Source organism: Sphingobacterium corticibacterium, assembly GCF_004208525.1.
Classification (GTDB): Bacteria; Bacteroidota; Bacteroidia; order Sphingobacteriales; family Sphingobacteriaceae; genus Sphingobacterium; species Sphingobacterium corticibacterium.
In genome coordinates this window covers 1,171,597-1,192,456 of record NZ_SGIT01000001.1, presented here as the reverse complement: position 1 = coordinate 1,192,456, position 20,860 = coordinate 1,171,597, and the positions used below count along the sequence as shown (strand labels likewise).

At 44.2% G+C, this 20,860-nt stretch carries 9 protein-coding genes; 6 read left to right on the top strand and 3 right to left on the bottom strand.

Annotated elements, in window-relative coordinates; all coding sequences use genetic code 11:
- Window positions 1-15 precede the first annotated feature (15 nt).
- The 5 genes from EWE74_RS04900 to EWE74_RS04880 all read left to right on the top strand — a co-directional run bounded on the left by EWE74_RS04900 (window position 16) and on the right by EWE74_RS04880 (window position 8,786).
- Window positions 16-582, top strand: a complete 567-nt coding sequence (locus EWE74_RS04900; protein WP_130140378.1) for an RNA polymerase sigma factor — start codon at window positions 16-18, stop codon at window positions 580-582.
- Window positions 583-689: 107 nt separating this feature from the next.
- Window positions 690-1,832, top strand: a complete 1,143-nt coding sequence (locus EWE74_RS04895; protein WP_130140377.1) for a FecR family protein — start codon at window positions 690-692, stop codon at window positions 1,830-1,832.
- 124 nt (window positions 1,833-1,956) lie between these two features.
- Window positions 1,957-5,379 (top strand): SusC/RagA family TonB-linked outer membrane protein, encoded by a 3,423-nt coding sequence (locus EWE74_RS04890; protein ID WP_130140376.1) that lies wholly within the window; start codon window positions 1,957-1,959, stop codon window positions 5,377-5,379.
- 21 nt (window positions 5,380-5,400) lie between these two features.
- A complete protein-coding gene (locus EWE74_RS04885; protein WP_130140375.1) occupies window positions 5,401-7,158 on the top strand; it encodes a RagB/SusD family nutrient uptake outer membrane protein in 1,758 nt (585 codons plus the stop codon).
- Window positions 7,159-7,169: 11 nt separating this feature from the next.
- Window positions 7,170-8,786 (top strand): arylsulfatase, encoded by a 1,617-nt coding sequence (locus tag EWE74_RS04880; RefSeq protein ID WP_206365137.1) that lies wholly within the window; start codon window positions 7,170-7,172, stop codon window positions 8,784-8,786.
- A 140-nt stretch (window positions 8,787-8,926) separates the two neighbouring features.
- Here the strand turns inward: EWE74_RS04880 and EWE74_RS04875 are convergent, their stop codons facing one another.
- From EWE74_RS04875 to EWE74_RS04865, 3 genes are all read right to left on the bottom strand, one after another.
- Window positions 8,927-11,503: a glycoside hydrolase family 3 C-terminal domain-containing protein gene (locus EWE74_RS04875; RefSeq protein WP_206365136.1), complete on the bottom strand. Its 2,577-nt coding sequence runs from the start codon at window positions 11,501-11,503 to the stop codon at window positions 8,927-8,929.
- A gap of 4 nt (window positions 11,504-11,507) precedes the next feature.
- Entirely contained in the window at window positions 11,508-14,378 is a 2,871-nt protein-coding gene (locus EWE74_RS04870; protein WP_130140374.1) for a glycoside hydrolase family 3 C-terminal domain-containing protein, read from the bottom strand.
- A gap of 115 nt (window positions 14,379-14,493) precedes the next feature.
- The gene (locus EWE74_RS04865; protein WP_130140373.1) at window positions 14,494-17,031 is read right to left on the bottom strand and encodes a hypothetical protein; all 2,538 of its coding nucleotides are present in this window, start codon (window positions 17,029-17,031) and stop codon (window positions 14,494-14,496) included.
- A gap of 497 nt (window positions 17,032-17,528) precedes the next feature.
- Here EWE74_RS04865 and EWE74_RS04860 point away from each other — a divergent pair, with 497 nt between their 5' ends.
- The gene (locus EWE74_RS04860) at window positions 17,529-20,849 is read left to right on the top strand and encodes a SusC/RagA family TonB-linked outer membrane protein (RefSeq protein WP_206365135.1); all 3,321 of its coding nucleotides are present in this window, start codon (window positions 17,529-17,531) and stop codon (window positions 20,847-20,849) included.
- Window positions 20,850-20,860 lie beyond the last annotated feature (11 nt).

The following is a 20,860-nucleotide window of genomic DNA, read 5'->3' as shown; positions in this document are numbered from 1 at the left end:
CATGGCGCACAACTTATGGCCGATTGTAAATCTCACACGACGTCAAATTTATTATCCCGCTCGCAAATACAGGATGAGCAGGTCTTTACTTTGTTGTATGAAGAGCATTGGGAGTACGTCTTTGAGCAAGCGTTCATACGGTGCCACCAATATGACATAGCGGAGAATATTACCCAGGATATTTTCGTCGCCTTGTGGAATCAAATGGAAGAATTATCTATTGAAAATGTTAGGGGATATCTTTATACAGCGGTTAAGAATAGAGTACTCAACTGGTTTGAGAAAGAAAAACGCTATGTGCCTATAGCGGAACTTTTAATAGAATATCAGGCAGCCACCGATTCCAGCGATACCCCATTGTTGGATAAGGAGTTGGTTCTTTTGGCGGAGGCGCTCGTTAATTCCTTGAGCGCTAAACAGCAAATAATTTATAGAATGCGGTATGAGCAGGAGCTGGACACGGCAGAAATTGCCAAAAAGTTAAAAATGAACAGGAAAACCGTCCAGAACCAATTAAGTTTGGCGTTGGCGCAGCTACGGGCATCGTTAACTTTGTTACTCATCATTACCAAGCTTTTCTGATTTAGTTGGTATAGTTTTTTTTCTGATAATTGATTTTTAAAAAAAACAGAAATATTTTCGGGAAAATGTCAATGTAGCCTGTCTTAATAGTGTAAACCTCGCTAATCATGGATAGGAAAACTTTTTTAGAACTTCTGGAGAAACATCGAAACGGTACAGCATCTGAAGAGGAACGGCAATTTTTGGATGTCTACTACAGATTATTTGAGAAGGATAGAGATGTCCTGCGGCAGCTGAGTGAAGACGACCGGGGGCGGTTAAAGGAAAGGATCAAACGCGGGATAGACGGCCAGATCGCGCAAAACAAACCGTTACGTCAATTCAAGCCATATTGGTACTACGCGGCTGCAGCAGCCGTGATATTGAGTTTGTTTATCTTCTTATACAAACCAGCTTCTCTTGAACAGAATCATATAATAACACAGCAGGATAGTATTGTGCCGGGCAAAAATACGGCAACTCTAGTGCTGGAGAGTGGAAAAGAAATCACACTGAGTGATTTACATAAAGGTATTGTGATCGGCGATTTGATAAAGTATGACGACGGACAGGTCGTTAGTCCTGCAATCGCCGGACAGATGCTAACCTTAAAGACTCCTCGCGGCGGTCAGTATGAGCTTACATTGCCTGATGGTACGCGTGTTTGGTTAAATGCAGGATCATCTCTACGGTATCCTGTACATTTCGGAAAGGAGGAACGTCGGGTGTTTTTGGAAGGCGAAGCTTATTTTGATGTGGCAAAGGTGATGTCACGGGATCAAAATGGTCTTTCTCATAAGGTACCCTTTCGCGTGCAGGCAGGTGCACAGATTGTCGACGTTCTCGGTACCCAATTTAATATCTCCGCTTATACGGACGATCATAAGACACTTACTACGTTGATCGAGGGGAGCGTTAATGTGCTTGTGAATGATAAGACAGATGGAAACGAAATAAAATATCATGTGCTCAAACCTGGGCAACAGAGTGTCTTAAAGGGACAAGATCTCATGATAAGTACAGTTGATGTCAGGCAGTTTACAGCTTGGAAATATGGTAAGTTCGTATTTGAACAAGAACCTTTGGAAAATATATTAAAAATGTTAGCGCGTTGGTACGACGTGGAGATTATTTACCAAGGTGATGCATCGTCTGTCACCTTCACCGGTTCGGTAGGCCGGTATGAGCATATATCTGAAATTTTGGATAAGATTAGCTATACGCAGGCGGTCCGGTTTGAGATTGAGGGAAGGAGGGTGAAAGTGATGTAAAAGCTAGCTTGTTGTAGGGAACCAACAAAAAGACGGAAGTGCTTGAGACCCCTTCCGTCCGAATATTTGATCGTTCCTTTTTTATCGTCTAAATAATTGAAGAATAACCAAACAAACAAAGTTAATGATTATAAACTATAATAAGATGTTTCGCTATGACAAGCGGAATGATCATACTATATGGAAAGCGATGCGGATAACAGTGTTCTTTTTAACCATTCTGATTCTACAGGTTTCTGCGGAATCACGTGCCCAAATCAATATAGATAAACAAAATGTTGCACTGAGAGATGTTGTAAAATTGCTAAGTGAGCAAACGGGTGTGGATTTTATCTATGCGGACCGTGATTTAAAACAAGCACATCCGGTAACGGTAAAATTGCATAATGCCAGTCTGGAACAGGCCTTGTTGGTATGTTTCGATGGGCAGCCCCTCGACTATACTATCCGTGATCGGACAGTGCTTGTACGTCGCAAAGTAACAAAGGATGTTGCTCGCAAACGGAACATCGTACCACCTGCCCGCGCGGAACAGATCGTGCAAAGTCGTTTGAAGGGCAAGGTAACTGATGAGAATGGATTGCCATTGGAGGGTGCAACGATATCGGTAAAGAATTTTGCTGCCGCGACAAAAACGGATGGCGATGGGAATTTCAGCCTTGATTTGCCTGCAGAGGCGAGAATCTTAATGTTTACGCTCGTGGGATATGAAACTCAGGAAGTAGAGCTGAAGGGACGTTCTAGTTTGGAAATTGCTATGAAAGCCGCGATGAATGACTTGGAAGAAGCTGTCGTGATCGGATACGGTACTCAGAAAAGAAGTGACCTAACGGGCGCAATCTCCCGTGTGGATGCGCGTGATTTCGAAAGCCAATCGGCTACCAATCTGAGCGAGTTTCTAAGTGGTACAGTAGCAGGTATTGCCAGCAATCAGGCTACTGGAGCGGGAGGGGGCGGATCTTTAGAAGTGAGAGGTGCCAATTCTATTACGGCAGGTACAAGTCCGTTGATTGTATTGGACGGTGTTATCTACAATGGTGCATTGCAAGATATCAATCCATTTGATATTGCGACGATAGACGTACTGCAAGATGCAAGTTCGGCTGCCGTTTACGGTGCGCGTGCGGCTTCGGGGGTTATCATCGTAACCACAAAACGTGGTGCAAGCGAGGTGCCGACTGTAACGGTTTCGTCGATGTGGGGGTTGGCATCTGTAGCCAATGATTATAGACCTTTCGATGCAGGAGGCTACTTGCAGTTTAGACAGGATCTGATGCAGCAGATGGCACCACGTGATGCGGATGGTTATTATATGAATCCAGAGCAACTGCCGGAAAATGTGTCGTTGGAGCAATGGCGGAATTACAGCAATAATGCAGATGCGGATAATACGGTGGAATGGCTAAAAAGATTACGCCTAAATAGTGTCGAGATTGAAGGTTTCCAACAAGGTCGGATCATTGACTGGTACGATAAACGAATGCAGCAAGGCCTCCGCCACAATAACGATATTGCGCTATCTGGAAAAGCATCTCGTGTGAACTATTACCTCTCTACCGGATACACCGATAATGAAGGAATCATTTATGGCGACCGGCTCAAGACTTGGCGAACTCGCCTAAACTTGGAAGGAGATGTAGCAAAATTTTTCAAGATCGGCATGAATGCCCAATTTGCCAGTTCTGACAACAGCTCTGTACCCGCCGGAGGAATCAATAGACTGAGTCCCTATGGCAAGTTTATAGAGGATGACGGTATGCTGGTCAGGTTTCCGCAGGAAGATCCTTCTTTCTCTAATGCTTTTTTGGAAGCTTATTATAAAGATCAGTATAGAAAAAACAATCGCTTGTTTGCCACGTTCTATGCGGAGTTGAAGCTGCCTTTCGGTATTAAATACCGAGCGTCTTTCCAAAACCGCCTGGTGACGGAAAAAGATTACAACTTTTGGCCTTCTACCACGATGTTGGGAGGTGTGACGCGCCGTAATGGGTACGGTACGCGGTCCGATGAACATTCCTATGAATGGATGGTCGATAATATCTTGACCTGGTCGCAACGTTTCGATAAGCACGCATTTGACTTTACTTTTTTGGTTAATGCGGAAAAATTACAGATACAGCAGTCTTTTCAGGAAAATGAAAATTTTGGACCTAATGAAAATCTTTCTTGGCATGGTCTGCAATATGGAGCGAATCCTTCCATTAGTAACAACGATAGGGTGCGTACCGGAGATGCTTTGATGGCACGGATGAATTACAATTACGATGAACGTTATCTTTTTACCTTGTCATGGCGCAGGGATGGGTTTTCTGCGTTTGGCCAAAATAATCCTAGAGGCTTCTTTCCGTCCGCGGCTTTTGCGTGGAGATTGTCTCAGGAGCGTTTTTTTGACGTGGCTTGGGTAAATGATCTAAAGATGCGTGTTTCTTGGGGGGTGAACGGAAACAGGGATGTGCCCGCATACGCAGCGCTTTCTAACCTCGCGCGCAATGCATATTTTGATGGCTCAAACGTTGTCGTGGGGCTCACCAATAGTTCTATGGCCAATCCCAACCTAAAATGGGAGGGAACGGAGGCCTACAACATAGGATTCGACCTGACTGCTTTTGATAGTAGGCTTACCGCCACAATAGATGCCTACAAAGGAACCACCTATGATCTCTTATTGGATAGGAGGTTACCGCGGATTATCGGCTACGAATCGGTCACGACTAATCTTGGCGAACTTTCCAATAGAGGTATAAATGCAACGGTGCAGGGACAGGTCATAAAGAAGGAAAATCTAAATTGGCGAAGCAGCTTAGTATTTTCTTTAAATCGTAATCGTATCGACCGCCTTTGGGGGGATATGATGGAAGAAGAGGTGAACGGGCAGCTTATACAAAGGGAGGTTCCAGATTATGCAAATGGGTATTTCCCTGGAGAGGCCTTGGATAGAATCTGGGACTACCGGATACAAGGAATATGGCAGATTGAAGAGACCGAAGCAGCAGCACAATATGGCTTACGTCCCGGAGAATACCGTGTGGAAGATGTAAATGCAGATGGTGCATACCGGCAATTTGACGATAAACAGTTTATAGGTTGGCGTCAGCCACGATACACCTTGGGCTGGCGGAATGATTTCAGTTTCTGGAAGTATTTTGATGCAAATATCTTCATAAGGGCAGATTTAGGTCACCTGGGAGAGCGGGAAGATTTTAACCACTCTAGTTCGAATATCTATGACCGTGCAAATACCTTGGATATCCCGTATTGGACACCCGAAAATAGATCGAATACACACCCTCGACTTAATGTCAATTATCGATTGTTTGAGGGGGGGATCAATATGTATGAGTCACGTAGCTTTTTGAGATTACAGGATGTCGCGATCGGTTACCGTTTACCAAAAAATGTCTTGGATAAGGTTTCGGTAAATAATCTTCGGTTCTTTTTGAGTGCGCGCAATCTGCTCACCGTGACAAAATGGACGGGCTGGGATCCAGAATCTCCGAATAGTCCAATGCCACGGATCTTTACGATCGGATTCAATGCATCGTTTTAGTTTACCTTAATAATTGATGAAATGAGAATAAAATTTGTATATAGTTTAGTCGTGGCCGTAAGTATGTTTGCTGTTTTTTCCTGTTCTAAGGAATGGTTGAAACCGGAGCCGCTTTCGTTTTATGCGCCTGAAAACCTGCTCATAAATAAGGCTGGATATGAGTCTATGTTAGTCACCGCACGCAAGAACTTGCGAAATTCGTTTTACGGTGAACTCAATACGGTGGTATCAGAATCTATCTTTACCGAGCTGGGGGTGGCAGGACCACTGAATGACAATGGTATTCGGAATATGAATCTGCAATTGACTCCGAGTGCCGATGGAAATTATTACGTTCTGGATAATTTTCAGTGGGCGTACCGACCGGTACGTGTGGTGAATGCACTCATCTCTCGGATTGATGATATTACTTGGGACAATGAATTGGATCGGAATGAAATACTGGCCGAGGCTTACTTTCATCGCGCATACTGGTATTATCTATTGGTTAATCAATTTGGGGATGTACCTTTTATCGATAAGGAATTGCTGGAGGCGAAATTGGATTTCTACACGCATTCGCGCTGGGCGATCTTGGATCGTATCCAAAGCGATATGGAATTTGCCGTGGAGTGGCTTCCGGAACAGATGCGCCCAGGCGTGCCAAGCCGCTCGGCGGGTAAACATCTGTTATCGAAAATATGTTTGGCCAACCGGGCGTATGAAAAGGCGGTAGAAATGGCCTCCGACGTTATTGAGAGGCATCCCTTAATGCGGGAACGATTTGGCCCAGAGGTGGAAATTGCGCCACATCGGAACTTGTTCTGGGATCTGCACCGCCCGGTAAACGTGCATAATGCAGCTAATTCTGAAACAATTCTTGGGGTGTTGGATAGAAACGATCTGCCGGATGAGGTACGTACGGGAGGACTCCACACTATGCGGAATTACCACCCGGCATGGTGGAACGCCCGTGTTCTGGACAGTAAAGCAGCAAGAGGTACTTTAGATAGAGGTGATACCTATGATTCCCTCGGTCGCGGCAATTCGAATCTTAGGCCTTCTAATTATTATCTTTATGAGCTGTGGAAGGATGAAAATGACTTAAGACGGAAGGATGGCAACTGGGTGTTGCAGGAGGAATTGTTATACAACAACCCGGCGTCAATCGATTTCGGAAAACCTATAGACCCAACAAACTTTTCGGCAATTGTCGATACCTTCCAGCATTATCATTCTTTTCCGTTTTATAAAACCTTCGTTCCGCAAGCGACAACAGACCAGGTACCGAATGGAGGTCAGGGCGATTATTATGTGTTCCGCTCGGCAGAAACTTATCTGTTGCGTGCAGAAGCTTACTATTGGCTAGGAAGGATGGAATCGGCTGCCGCAGATATTAACCAGGTACGGGGACGGGCCGATGCCGCGGAAATTGCTGCCAGTGATGTGAGTATAGAAACGATCCTCGACGAACGGGCTAGAGAATTGTTTGCCGAAGAACATCGTAAATCGGAGTTGGTCCGTATTTCGTACATCATGGCAGCGGAAGGTCGTAACGGCTATTCAATCGCAGATTTCAGTAAGAAAAATTTTTGGTACGATAGAGTTATGGCAACCAATAATTTTTATCGAGAACATCTGAAGTGGGGGTCGTCTGAATGTAGGATTAGTCCATATCATGTCTTGTTTCCGGTTCCCGCGGATGCGATTAATACGAATACATTAGGCGTTATAAATCAGAATCAAGGATATCCCGGTACAGAAAGAAATTTGCCACCACTAACCGCAATTGTAGATTAAAAAAGCATATTATGAGATTTTATTTTTCTTACCCGATTTTTACTTTACGAGGCTACATAGCTATACTTTTTTGGATGCTTATTATTGGAAGGATGTTTTCTGGGAATGTGGTTGTCGGACAGACTTCATCAGCCGGACGTCCCAATATTATCGTGATATTGGCCGACGATATGGGGTATGCTGACCTGGGGTGTTACGGAAGTGAAATTAACACGCCAAACCTTGATCAACTGGCGAGTGATGGGCTTCAGTTCCGCTCTTTTTATAACGCGACACGGTGCTGCCCTTCCCGGGCGGCGCTGCTGACGGGATTATACCCCCACGAAGCCGGGATGGGAAAGATGGTGAGTAATAGGGGAAGCAAACCAAAACCAGGACCTTATCAGGGATTCCTAAATAATGAAAGTGTAACATTGGCAGAAGTCTTGAGGGAAGCTGGTTATAAAACGTATATGACCGGAAAGTGGCATGTGGGTGAACGCCCAGAACACTGGCCACGACAACGCGGATTTGACCACTATTTTGGGCTGATCAGTGGGGCAAGCAGCTATTTTGAACTGGTGGAAGAACCACATAAACGGCAAATGGTACACGAAGATGAGCTATGGTCTCCTCCAATCGAAGATTTTTATATGACGGATGCCTTTACCGATACAGCGTTATCTTTCCTAGATCGGCACAACAGGAATGATGAGGAAAAACCTTTCTTCCTATACCTGGCTTACACAGCACCACACTGGCCGCTGCATGCACCCCAGGAAGATATAGAACGCTATGATGGGGTATATGACAAAGGTTGGGGATACATTCGAAAGCAACGCTATGAGCGGATGAAGCAACTCGGAATAATCGATGGGCGGCATCAACTTTCTGCCAGCCCCGAAGGAATACCTAGTTGGGAATCGCTAGATAATCCCAGTGAATGGGCGGATCGGATGGAGGTCTATGCGGCGATGGTAGATCGCATGGACAAGGGGATCGGTCGGATTGTGGCGGAATTGAAAAAACAAGGAAAACTCGATAACACCATGATTGTTTTTCTTTCTGACAATGGAGCAAGTGCTGAAAATGTTGATGGACGGAAATTACATGACCCACGCGTAAGAGTTGGACAACGAGGATCTTATCTGGCTTACGATGAACCGTGGGCCAATGTGTCGAATACGCCCTATACGATGTATAAATCATGGACGGAAGAGGGCGGGATCATCACGCCGTTTATCGTGCATTGGCCTGGCGGTATTCGCAAAAGAAAAGATAATCAAACTGACGCTGTCGGGCATATTATGGATGTTATGGCGACCTGTGTTGATATTGCAGGAGCGACCTATCCTAAAAAATTCAAAGGTTATGAAATTAAAGACATTAGGGGTATTTCCTTACTGCCTGTGTTTAAAGGTGGTACTGGCCAGGATCGGACGTTATATTGGGAACATTTTGGCAAGTGGGCGATGCGTGACGGTACTTGGAAGATAGTTGGAGGAGGTGTAAACGAGAAAGTTAAGTTATTTAATATGATAGACGACCCTGTCGAGTTGCACGACGTTAGTCTAAATCAGCCGGCTATTGTGGATAAGATGAAGAAGAGTTACCAAAAATGGGCGATTGAAGTTGGTGTAGAAAAATGATATGCTATTGTACGTTTACAAAACAATCTGGTTACACAGAACGATGGATACTAAAAAGACTGTACTTCGAATCCCAAGGAGCTTGTTTTAATGTATAAGTAAACTCCCGGCGTGTAAGTTCCGGGAGTTTACATTTCATATTACAGCCTAACCGATGTTTTTAATCGGATGTCTTCCGAGGAACTACCAACCATAATATGGTATTCCCCTTTCGGGTAAACAAATTGTTCAGTCTGCTCATCCCAATACCGTAAAAGGTTTCTGTCAAGGGTGATGCTGACCGTTTCGGATTTTCCTTTTTTTAGATGAACCCGTTTAAAACCCTTCAGTTCTTTTATCGGTACGATCACCCCAACATCCGGCAGTTTGACATACACTTGGGCAACTTCGTCACCATCCAGCTTCCCGCTATTGCGGATGGTAAAGTTGACCAGCAGATTGCCTATCTGCTCCTGCACATCAATGTCGCTGTATTGGAAAGAACTATAGCTTAAGCCATAACCAAACGGATAAAGGGGCTTGCCTTTAAAATATTGGTAAGTTCTTCCTTTGGTGATATCGTAATCGTCAAAAGCAGGAACGTCCTCCAATCTATGGTAATAGGTGAGGGGTAGCCTTCCTCCCGGGTTGTAGTCCCCAAACAGCACCTCGGCAACCGCCGTGCCGCCACTCTCGCCAGGATACCAGGCATTGACGATGGCCGGTATGTTTTCGTCCATCCAGTTAATTGCCAACGAACTTCCGGCAACCAGTACTACCGTAATATGCGGGTTGATCTTATACAGTTCCCGGATAAATTCCTGTTGGTCTGCCGGTAGCTCAATAGAAGCTCTATCTTGGCCTTCCCGTTCGATTGTCTTGTTGATTCCCATGACGGCAATAACCTGATCCGCCTCTGCCGCCACTCTTCCTGCTTCGCCATACATCTCTATACGCGTTTGCTGCTCCATGGACGGAACTTTCCAATACAGCTTAGCAATCGCGTTATCCCGGTTGATAAAGTATTCCGCTTTAAGATTATATGTCTTACCAGCCTCCAAGGATATCGTGATCGAATCAGTGCTGATGCTTCTTTCTCTCCAATCTTCAATCAAGTTTTTTCCGTCGATAAATAAACGCGCACCATCGTCTGCGGGAAAGTAAAGCGTATAATCCCCGCTGACGGCAGGTTTTAACTTACCAGTCCAGCGGATGGATAGTGGAAATTTTGGCAAAAAGGGATCGGGAGCCTGATTTGCAGGTTCAAAATTAATCCAGTTTTCGGTGCGGATCTTGGGTGTTCCTGCTAAGTCCTTGTTCGAAAAATACTCGGCCTTTAATCCCTCGGGAAACGCTGCTGCGGTAATCATCTCCCGTCCGTCCAGGGCAGATTTCCAGGGTGCATAAAGTACCTTGACCTGATGGCCTACACGTTGCTGTATACCCTGTAATATAGAAACAGGCGCATGTACTGGAGCACCGCTGTAGTCTCCAAATTCTGCCGATCCTGCATTGATGCCCACAACTGCAATAGATTTGACTTTCTTAGGGTTAAGGGGTAGCACATGATTCTGATTTTTTAGAAGCACGATACTTTGTCGTGCCGCCTCTAAAGCGAGCTGCCTATGTTTTTCCGATCCGACAACGCTTCCGGGTATTTTGCTGTAAGGATTTGATTCCGAACGGTCGAACAACCCTAATTTTATACGCGCTCTTAACACGCGGTAAGCAGCGGTGTCGATATCTGCCTGGCTTACCATGTGCTGTTTATAGGCATTTAAAAGAGGGACTATATATACATCGTCGCCACATTCTAAATCTAAACCGGCTTTAATCGAAAGAGTCGCCGCTGCTTCTTTTGTTTTTACATATTTATGTGCAGAAACCAACAAGCTCGGGCCGCCACAATCTGATACGACATAGCCGTTAAATCCCCAGTCTTTCCGGAGTACTTTGGTCAATAACCAGGGGTTTGCCGTACAGGGAACACCATTTAGTGCATTATATGCAGACATGAAAGAGGCTGCCTTTCCCTCTTTTACCGCCATTTCGAACGCGGGGAAATAATATTCCCGGAGTTGCCGTTCAGGGATATGAGGATCTGCGACAAAGCGGTTATGCTCTTCGTTATTGGCGGCAAAATGTTTGGGGGTCGCGACAACTTTAAGATATCTCGGATCGTCCCCCTGCAGTCCTTTAACGAATTTCGTCCCTAATATCCCTGTTAAATAGGGGTCTTCTCCGTAAGTCTCCGGTGTTCTTCCCCAACGCGGATCACGTGCCATATTGATGGTTGGCGACCAAAAGGTCAGCAGGTCACTGAACGCATCGATCTGTTTTTCACCTTTATCCAGCTCGTTCCAGCGCCCCCGTGCCTCATCAGAAATAGCCGTGGCAACTTGGAGATGCAAGTCGGGATTCCACATACTAGCTAAACCTATTGCTTGGGGGAACACGGTGAATGGCCCCGGCCGAACAACGCCATGCAGGGCCTCATTTCCGTGGTAATACTTCGGAATATCCAGCCGTGGAATACCGGGAGAGCTAGCCCGTAACAACCCGATTTTCTCTTCAATGGTCAATTGAGACAATAAATCCATGATCCGGCTATGCTCGCTAGCCTGTTCATCGCGGTATAATTCTTGGCTGCGCGCAACAGGTACCTGGGCACACAGGAAAATAAGAAGAATAAAAATTCCGCTTACTTTTGCTTGAAAGTGTTGTTTGTTACTTTTCAATGCCTTAGTTTTTATAGGTTACACTTTTATATTTACTGACAAACTGCAGTTCTTTGAAAGCGGGTGCTTCGATGTCAAACGTGAGAACTTTAGACGCTTGGGGTTCCAGCTCGAAACTTCTGTCTTCATAATGCTCGCCATCTTTAAACAGGCCGATTTTGTTGACATCGGTTAGATTACCCGTATTTTTCACTTCTACGTGTGCGACACAGCTGTTATCCTGAATATCCTTCTCGATGTTAAGCACGCGGAGATCAAATTTTGCGGCGAAGTTCTGCTGATAATCAACTGTGGTAGCCAAACCTTTGCTGTCGTCTTCGTAGTTTAAGCTGTTCTTGATCTGGTCTTTCGCGACGAATGAAGGACTCGCCCCGCCAACCATGATCTTAAATTCGCCTGCTTCAACAACGCGGTCCATATGTTCGTTCAATAGAGAGATTTCGTAGGGTGTCAGTGTGAAATTAACTTCTTTGGTTTCTCCCGGCTGGAGATGTACTCGGTCGAAGTTTTTCAGTTCCATCACCCTTGTCTTTACACTGGCATACATATCGGTAACATAAAGCTGTACAACCTCGTCACCGGCGATCTTACCCGTATTGGTGATTTTTGCACGGACAGCGATATTGCCATTTTCTTGCACCTGCGTATAGAGATTGGAATACGTAAAGTTGGTATAGCTCAGCCCATAGCCGAATTTGTACAACGGGTAGAATTCCATATCCACATATTCATAACGCCGTCCGGAAGTCTTGAAGTTATAATAGAGAGGCAATTGTCCCACATGTTGAGGGAAAGTAACGGGTAACCTGCCGGCCGGATTATAGTCGCCGAATAGGACGTCTGCTGTTGCGGGACCACCTTCTTGTCCAGGTAACCAGTTGACCATAATCGCGGCACAGTGTTCTTTCGCATAGGAGAGGTTATATGGTCTTCCGGCTTGTAAGACCAATATCACAGGCTTACCGGTAGCTACAACAGCCTCCAATAATCTTTGCTGGTCACCTTGTAGTTCCAAGGTAGCGAGATCGTGGTTTTCACCCGACGTCTTAACCTGGTCTTTGATGGATTCACTGGTTGATTGATCGCCGAGTACCATCACCACTATATCGGCATTTTGGGCTATAGCTACGGCCTGTTCAATTCGGGTGCTATCGGTTTGGAAAAACTGACAACCTTTTTCATAAAGGATCTTGGTTGAAGCGCCTACCGCTTCTTTAATACCGGTCAGGACCGATTTTAATTGTCCTGGTTGTAATTTTGGTGAATAATCACCCGGTTGTAAATCATCAGCACCCGGTCCTAATACCGCGATAGTCTTGGTATCTTTTGCTATGGGAAGAATTTGATCCTTATTTTCCAACAATACAATGGATTCGCGTGCCACCTGTCTGGCTATTGCCTGGTGCGCTGGGCTGTTCCATCCGGGATAGATTTTATTCCAGTCTAACGGTTTACTTGGATGGTTCTCGAAGTAGCCGTTTCTGAACGTCACACGGAGGAGGCTCGAACAGGCAAAGTCCAGGTCTTTCATGTTGACTTTTCCGTCTTTTACCGCTTGTACAACTTCCGGACTGTTATAGGTGTCGCCACAGTTGGTCGCAATACCTGCCGCTAGCGCGAGCTTTGCTGCCGCAAGCTTATCGGTAGCCGTATAGTGTTTTTTTGCCATCATGTTGCCAATAGCACCACAGTCACTGACAATAAATCCGTCAAACCCCCACTCATCTCTTAGTACATGCTGTAATATTTCCTTACTTCCGGCTACAGGTACACCTAAATAGTCGTTGTATGACATCATGATCGACTCATATTTGTACTTTTTAAAAATATCCCGGAAAGGCACCAGATGTATTTCTCGGATCTCACGTTCGGACAAGCCGATATCATGCGAGTCCCTGCCACCTAGTGGTGCGCCATGTACCGCAAAATGCTTAGGTGTGGTCAATAAGCCTTGGGATTGGTAACCTTTTATCCAGGCGCCGCCTATTTTAGCAACTAATATAGGATCCTCTCCATAGGTTTCTTCTACGCGTCCCCAACGGGCATCTTGCGCAACGTCTAATACGGGCGACCAAGCTTGTACTGCATTGGCACTCTTCGTTTCCTCACCGATGGCAATCGCCGCCTGCTCAATTAATGCTTGGTTCCAAGTGGCTCCCATGCCGATGGATTGTGGGAAGATAGTGGCACCGCTTCCGTAAGAAAAGCCATGCAAAGCTTCTACTTTCATAACAGCAGGTATACCAAGGCGTTTATTCCCCGCGATACCCCAGCTTTCTTTGAGTAAATCTATTTTCTCTGCCGGCGTCATCACGGCAAGTAATCTTTTTACCCGTTCTTCCGTAGGCAGATTCGGATCCATATAATCCCGGTTCTTGACGATCTCTGCCTGTTGTTCTTCCGGCTTTGGAACCGAGACATCCACCTCTGCAAGTTCGAAAGGCTTTTTGGTTATGCCAGCTTTAAGATCAAGCCTGATGTGTGCACCATATTTTGGAGTGAAGGAGAGTACGAACTTCTTGTCTTGCTCTATGACGCGGTATTGTACTGCAGCCCCTAAATTCATCGGATCGTAAGTGATATAGATATCAAAAAGATTCTCTACCTCTTTTTTTGACAATCCTTTCGAAGTGATGGTTAACTTGTCTACATCGCCACCATTGGTTAAGGTGAACATTAACCATTGGCTGCTGCTGAGGTCGGCAGCAGACACTTTCCAGCTGCTGTTGACATCACGGTCGAAAATATTTTCGACGGTGGATTGATTTAAGGAGGACGATACGGTGGCGACAGGATTTGCTTCTTGCGCGTAGCCGTACCCTTGGAATACGAGTCCGGCAATAAGCGCCCAAGTGAGTTTCTTTCTAGACTGCATAGGTTTACGTTTATATTAAAGTTATCAAATAGTTTACGTAAATAACGCAGCACTGAATTAACGAGCGAATTAATAACTTGCCTAATGGCTATTAATATTCGTTTTTTTTGGAAAACTATTCGATCATTTCCTTTAATGTACCGGTAAACTCTTCATCCAGTAAACTCAAATATCTTTTGCTGAAATGTTCATAAGCACTTTTCGCCAGCGATTTTTTTCCTATAGTATATAATGTCTTGCACTTCACTTTGATCGCATCTTCATTGATCGGATCAAAAATTAGAATAATATCTGCTATCTTAAGTAGAGTTGACGCATCTTTTTGGACAGTAACGATACCGACTTTAATAATAAACAACAGGGTGTCGATAATCAATGTAGAGAAGTCGGACTTGAAGCTGTCGATCCATTCGTATTGGATTTCGGGTAGTAACTCGCCAAACGAGAGTAACTCGACTAGTCGATAAACTTGCTCGATCTCACCCTGTGGATTATCGTGTAGCTGCTGGCATAGTTCTAAAATTTCGCTGTAATCCGCGAGTGCTTCCTCAGGTAAGGAAATGGACCAATAACCGTGGTTATTGACAATCTCAACTTGTCCAAAATTTTCCAAGAGCGCCCTAAGCTTGCTCAGGTTCACGTTCCGATTGTTCAATGCCGATTTTTCCGATTTACCAAACCACAGGATCTCTTCGAGCTTGGACGACGAAATACCTCTTTTATATTTGCTGGTGTAAAGTAAGAGCAGGATGAGTAAGTACTTTAAGATGGGAGAGAAATTTTCGGTAATTTCTTTGCCGTCTTTATCAAACACCTGAAAGGCACCCAACAAGCGAATCGCACTCTTTTCTAGATGATAATATTGTAGAGGTGCAACACTTGGATCGATCGTGATCGCATCTGTAACGGAAACAGTATCTGCGGGATTTAATTCATCGAGGTTTTGTGCCGGAAGCACACGGCCAAAGTCGGGCTGCCGACTCCGTAATCTTCTCACTTTTATTCGATATAAGAATATACCGACTGCTGCAAGCATGATGAACAGGATGGCTGCAATTGTCTTGGAGAACGATTGCTCGGCTGGTACTAGATGAATATCCTCCCACTGTAAGGGTGGAAAATTTAAGGAATAGACAGATACCTCCGAATCGATGCCGTCTTTGGAGACCGCCGTTACCGCAATCAACTTTGAAAGCGAAGGGGAAAAGAAAAGATCACAGTAGGAAGCGTCATCCTTAAAATAGAACGGGATAGAATCTGCATAATCTGCGATAGTAGGTTCGCTGATCCCAATCTTTTTCAGCTGTAAATACGAATCTGTTCGTTCTGCCGGAAAAGCAAGGGTATAAAGGAAGGCATTGCTGTCGTCGATAATCAGGCTATTGGAGAAAAGAAGGTCCTTTTGCTGTTCTTTTTCATTTTTATACAGCAGTTTAGGACGCAAGGTATGCAGATCTACTTCGTATAAATCGAAAAAGATCATCGGTGATAGTTCCTGTAAACCCATTTCCGCACCTTTGCCGCCTAGGATATACAGCTTGTCGTCGGTTTTATTCACGCCCATAGCGGCTAAGTAGCGCGGGGTGATGTCGGACGATAGGTCTTTTGTTTGCCATTTTCCAGTACGTAGATCTATCTTATATAAAAAGCCTTTGTACCGGTAATGCCCATAACCGCCATAGAGATAAAGGGAAGAGTCTTTTAAGGATACATGCCGGTTGTGGTGATAGTATTCGTGTTCTTCTTCGATGGGTACATCCCAGCTACCGGTTTCTGGATCAAAGTAGTTTAATCGTTGTGGCGAGAAATTATAAGATAATAATTCATGAGTGGTATAATCATACACCAATCTGTTGACTAAAAGATCCATAGGGGTATGTCGCATAGCGGTCTGTGACAACTGTTGATCGACGATCGTAAACGACAGAAGTTGTTTGTCGTCCAATACGAAAACTTGATTGCTGACCGAGTCAAAAGTGATCTGCGGGGCTTTCTTCGCTTTGAACGAACCTATTTTTTGCCAATGAATACTGTGGTCGACCAGCATTTTGCCCTGGCTAAAAACGGCTTTTTTATGGTGGATATGGTCGTAGGTGATATGCTGGTTGTAATTATCAAATAACCACTGATTGGCTAATTCACCATTGTAATGTACCCGCACATTACGAAGGATAATTGGAGGAACATCGTTGGTCTTGAAGTTGTCAATAGCACATTTTCCGAAATTGATCAATAGCGAGTTAACCATTTGTAGGTCGTTCTTATAGACTACTTTATGTTCATTAATATGTAAACTGATTTGGTTTTGTCTCTTGTCAAAGACAATCTCAATTTTTAAATGCTCATTGTTTCCGATATTGATTTTTTTGAAATCTTCTTTTTTATCTTGTTTATCGTCCAAAACGAAGAAAACTTCATTTTTGGTATTTAGGACAAGATTATAGCTCTCTTTTTTATTGGAAATGATCTTAAAGATATATCCAAATCGCTGCGCTTCGGAAATTCGGATGTCAACATCGAAGTTGAGCGAAAAAATGTCTTTATCTTTTAATAGGTACGGATAACCATTCTGGAGAAGCAATGAGGTCCGGTTTTCTATCGTAGATTCATGCGAATAGAAGTAGAGACCCTGATTAATTTGAGTATATGCCATTTCGGGTGCAAGGACCGAAAAAATAAACAATATAAGAAAGGTATAGTAGAAGATAATATAATCCGCACACGATGTTTTTTTCGCTGTTTTATATGAATGATTTATAATCATGTTCTTATACTGGTTATTACAGAATAATATAGAGCCTACTTAAAGTAAGTGCAATTTGTTTCATCCTGAAAAAGCTGAAATCACAAATTTAGACTATTATTTATTCCCGATAAAGCTAGCAAAAAACTTTTAGTTTTTGCTAAACTGCAAAGATAAAATTGGTGGGTATTGCTTTTTGAATTCGGTATTTCATTTTAGGATTGTTCTCTGTATTTTCAAGATGGCGAAACAATTTTTTTACAGAAAATAAGGATTAATCCTTTTGTTAAGTCAATAATTAAGTTGTCTGTTAGTGTTAGACCGCTTAATTCGTAATCGCTAAATAAACCAAATTTTGTATGCAAATTATAAACTCAACACTACTACGCTTTTACTAAATCATGATTATGGAAAAACAAACAAAGAATGCCTTTATGCGCATTTGTATTTTATTACTGCTGACATTGCCCATACTAACAATGGTCGTGCAAGCGCAGGATAAATCGAAACAGATCAAGGTCAGTGGCCTGGTGGTCGATAAAACGACAAATGAACCCATTACGGGGGCGGTCGTTTCGGTAGTAGGATCGAATGTTCGAGATGCGGTGACCGACCACCGCGGAAAGTTTACCATAACGGCACTGGCAAATGGTATTCTCAAAGTGAGCTTTCTAGGCTATACTAGTCAGGACATTTCGATCAGAAATAGAGCAGAATTAACGGTTGTACTTGGAGAGTCTACTACCGAAATGGAGGAAGTCGTGGTTACAGCTTTGGGGATTACCCGGGAAGCGAAATCACTCTCTTATGCCCAGCAATCGGTAGATGTGGAGTCCATGACCGAAGTAAGAGGGAGTAACCTGATGGATATGCTCTCGGGTAAAGCGGCAGGGATGCAGGTGGTATCCGGCGGTGGTCCTTTGGCTTCTACGAGGGTTGTGATTCGGGGTAACAACTCCCTGACTGGAAACAACCAGCCGTTGTATGTAATCGATGGGGTGCCGGTCATGAATGGTTCCGGCGAGGAAGGTGACCTAGATTTCGGTAATCCGGTGAATAGTATCAACCCCGATGAAATTGAAAATATTGAAATATTAAAAGGAGCCAATGCCTCGGCACTGTATGGTTCGGATGCAGCCAATGGCGTGGTCCTGATCACCACCAAGAAGGCAAGCCGGAAACAGGGTTTAGGGATTACCTACGGTTTTAATGATATGATGGGACATTTATATAATTATCCTACTTATCAGAATATATACGGCGCAGGACAGTCCGATCGCTTTAAGAGAGACGGGATGAATTATTTTGGAAACTCGGGTAATGGTATTAGTTTCGATCCCGATATGCCTTACGGTATCTGGAATCCAAACATGGGTAATATGGACCAGCGTTCTTGGGGGTTACCGATGTTGGGCTTTGACGTGGTTGGACGTAACGGCCAGATAAAATCGTATGTACCACAGCCTAATACGACAGAGGGTATGTTCAAAACCTCAAATGCCATGACCCATAGCTTATCGATTGATAAGCTAACTGATCAGCTATCGTTGCGTTTCTCTTATACGAATACCAATGCAGATGATATCCTGGAAAATTTTAATATCTATAAACGGCATAATTTTAACCTCAACAATACCACAAAATTGACGAATTGGTTCAGCTTTGATGCGAATTTGCGGTATACCACAGAAGATGTTACGAACAGGGGATTTAGAAATGCATCGAATAGAAATCCGTTATACGTTGCCGCTAACTTACCACGTGATGCCTCGCAAGAGGAGTTGATCCCCTGGAAACAGGAAGACGGAAGGCCGTTCAACTTTAGAGGTTTCTCTAATCCGTACTGGTTGTTAAATGAGACTTCCAATGCTGATAGTAAGAATATGTTTGCTGGTAATCTAACGATGAACATCCGATTGAATAATAAGTTTAATGTGCGCCTAAGGGGAGCAACAGACGTGCAACAGTCAGACGGATGGGATTTCACCAACTTGTATAGCCCATTTCAGATAGACGGTGGATATTTTAAATGGAAACGTATGGCAGTGAATAACAACTTTGAAGGGTTGGTCTCCTTTAATACTAAATTTCAACAAGATTTTAGTGTCAATGCCAATTTAGGAGCGTCTTTACAACATACCGATGTGGATCGAATGACCTCCAGGGTAAGCATGTTGCTGTATAAAGACCAGAAAACGCTCTCCAATACCAGGGTGCCGGTATCCGCTTTGGAATTTCCAGAAGGAAAAGAAAAGCAGGCGATTTATGGGATGACGAGTTTCGGTTATAAGAATTATGCCTTTTTGGATATAACAGCTAGAAACGAATGGTCGAGTGCCCTACCGACGGATAATAATTCCTATTTCTATTATTCGATTGGATCGAGTTTGGTTCTGACCGATATGTTCCAGTCTTTGAAGAGTAACGCATTAACGTTCTGGAAATTGCGGGGTTCTTTTGCACAAGTGGGTAATGATACCGGCTTTGACCGCTTGCGAACGGGATATTACCGTCCGGAAAATGGTTCTTTTTTAGGTATGCCTTACTTCGTCGGCGAAGATGTATTGAAAAATGGTGGACTAAGGCCGGAAAAAACCCAATCTTGGGAGCTGGGTACGGAGTTCCGCCTATGGGATGGCCGTTTAGCTGCTGATCTTACTTATTATCGTAAGCGCACGACAGACCAGATTGTGGAAGCAGATGCTTTGTTAGCAAGTGGTTACCGAAGAGAAATCCTAAACGCCGGAGAAATAAAAAACTGGGGTACGGAAGTCAGCCTGACCATAGTACCGATCAAAACAAACTTGATCACCTGGTCATCTACCATCAACTGGGCGAAAAATAACTCGGAAGTCGTATCACTGATAGACGGTGTTGACCGATATGAGATGGGAAGTGCCAACAATATTAGACTTTATGCCGAAGTGGGCAGGCCATATGGTGTTTTCTACGGAAACGACTACCGGAGAGGACCCTCGGGCGAAATCTATGTAGCGACCGATGGAAAACCATCCATGGACCCGGACCAATATCTAGGAACAGTCTTGCCTGACTGGTTTGGTGGTTGGATCAACACCGTGAAAATCGGACGCTTTGATATCGGGGCGATGTTGGACTTCCAAAAGGGAGGAAATGTTTGGTCGTATACTGCCTTTGTAGGAGGAATTGATGGTAATACCGTTCAATCGCTGGAAGGACGTTGGGAACATATTATGTCGGACTTAGTTTTAGGTGAAAATGGGGAAGAGCGGAAAGGCTTCCTACAGCCCGGTCATACGGTTACCCCGGGAGCAAATTACGATGCAAACTATGTTTTATATCCAGATTGGGGAAGGCCGAAAGGTGTTCAGTTGGGAAATACGGTCTATGATCCTTCTTTGGTCGGCGAATTTTGGGCAGGTAAAGAATCGATTGCTTGGGTAACACCAATGGATCACTGGACCCATAATAGCCAATCCAGTGCTGCACGTTACATTTACGATGCCTCTTATATCAAATTGCGGGAAGTTTCTGTGGGATACAACCTGCCTAACGAATGGTTTGCAAAAACTCCTTTCAGAAATGCTAAACTTTCGGCAGTGGGGCGCAACGTGGCCATCTTATTCCAAAATACACCCAAAGGTTTAGATCCGCAAGCAACCTCGACTTCGGGGAATGCACAGGGTTTTGAGCGGGGCTTTAGCTTGCCTATGGCCACTTATGGGTTTGATTTCAAATTTTCATTTTAAAAATTAAAGAT

Bases quoted from the DNA above. Each gene is read 5' to 3' on its own strand.
- EWE74_RS04895 (WP_130140377.1), top strand. From the start codon at position 690: ATGGATAGGAAAACTTTTTTAGAACTTCTGGAGAAACATCGAAACGGT.
- EWE74_RS04890 (WP_130140376.1), top strand. From the start codon at position 1,957: ATGATTATAAACTATAATAAGATGTTTCGCTATGACAAGCGGAATGAT.
- EWE74_RS04900 (WP_130140378.1), top strand. From the start codon at position 16: ATGGCCGATTGTAAATCTCACACGACGTCAAATTTATTATCCCGCTCG.
- EWE74_RS04860 (WP_206365135.1), top strand. From the start codon at position 17,529: ATGGAAAAACAAACAAAGAATGCCTTTATGCGCATTTGTATTTTATTA.
- EWE74_RS04880 (WP_206365137.1), top strand. From the start codon at position 7,170: ATGAGATTTTATTTTTCTTACCCGATTTTTACTTTACGAGGCTACATA.
- EWE74_RS04865 (WP_130140373.1), bottom strand. From the start codon at position 17,031: ATGGCATATACTCAAATTAATCAGGGTCTCTACTTCTATTCGCATGAA.
- EWE74_RS04870 (WP_130140374.1), bottom strand. From the start codon at position 14,378: ATGCAGTCTAGAAAGAAACTCACTTGGGCGCTTATTGCCGGACTCGTA.
- EWE74_RS04885 (WP_130140375.1), top strand. From the start codon at position 5,401: ATGAGAATAAAATTTGTATATAGTTTAGTCGTGGCCGTAAGTATGTTT.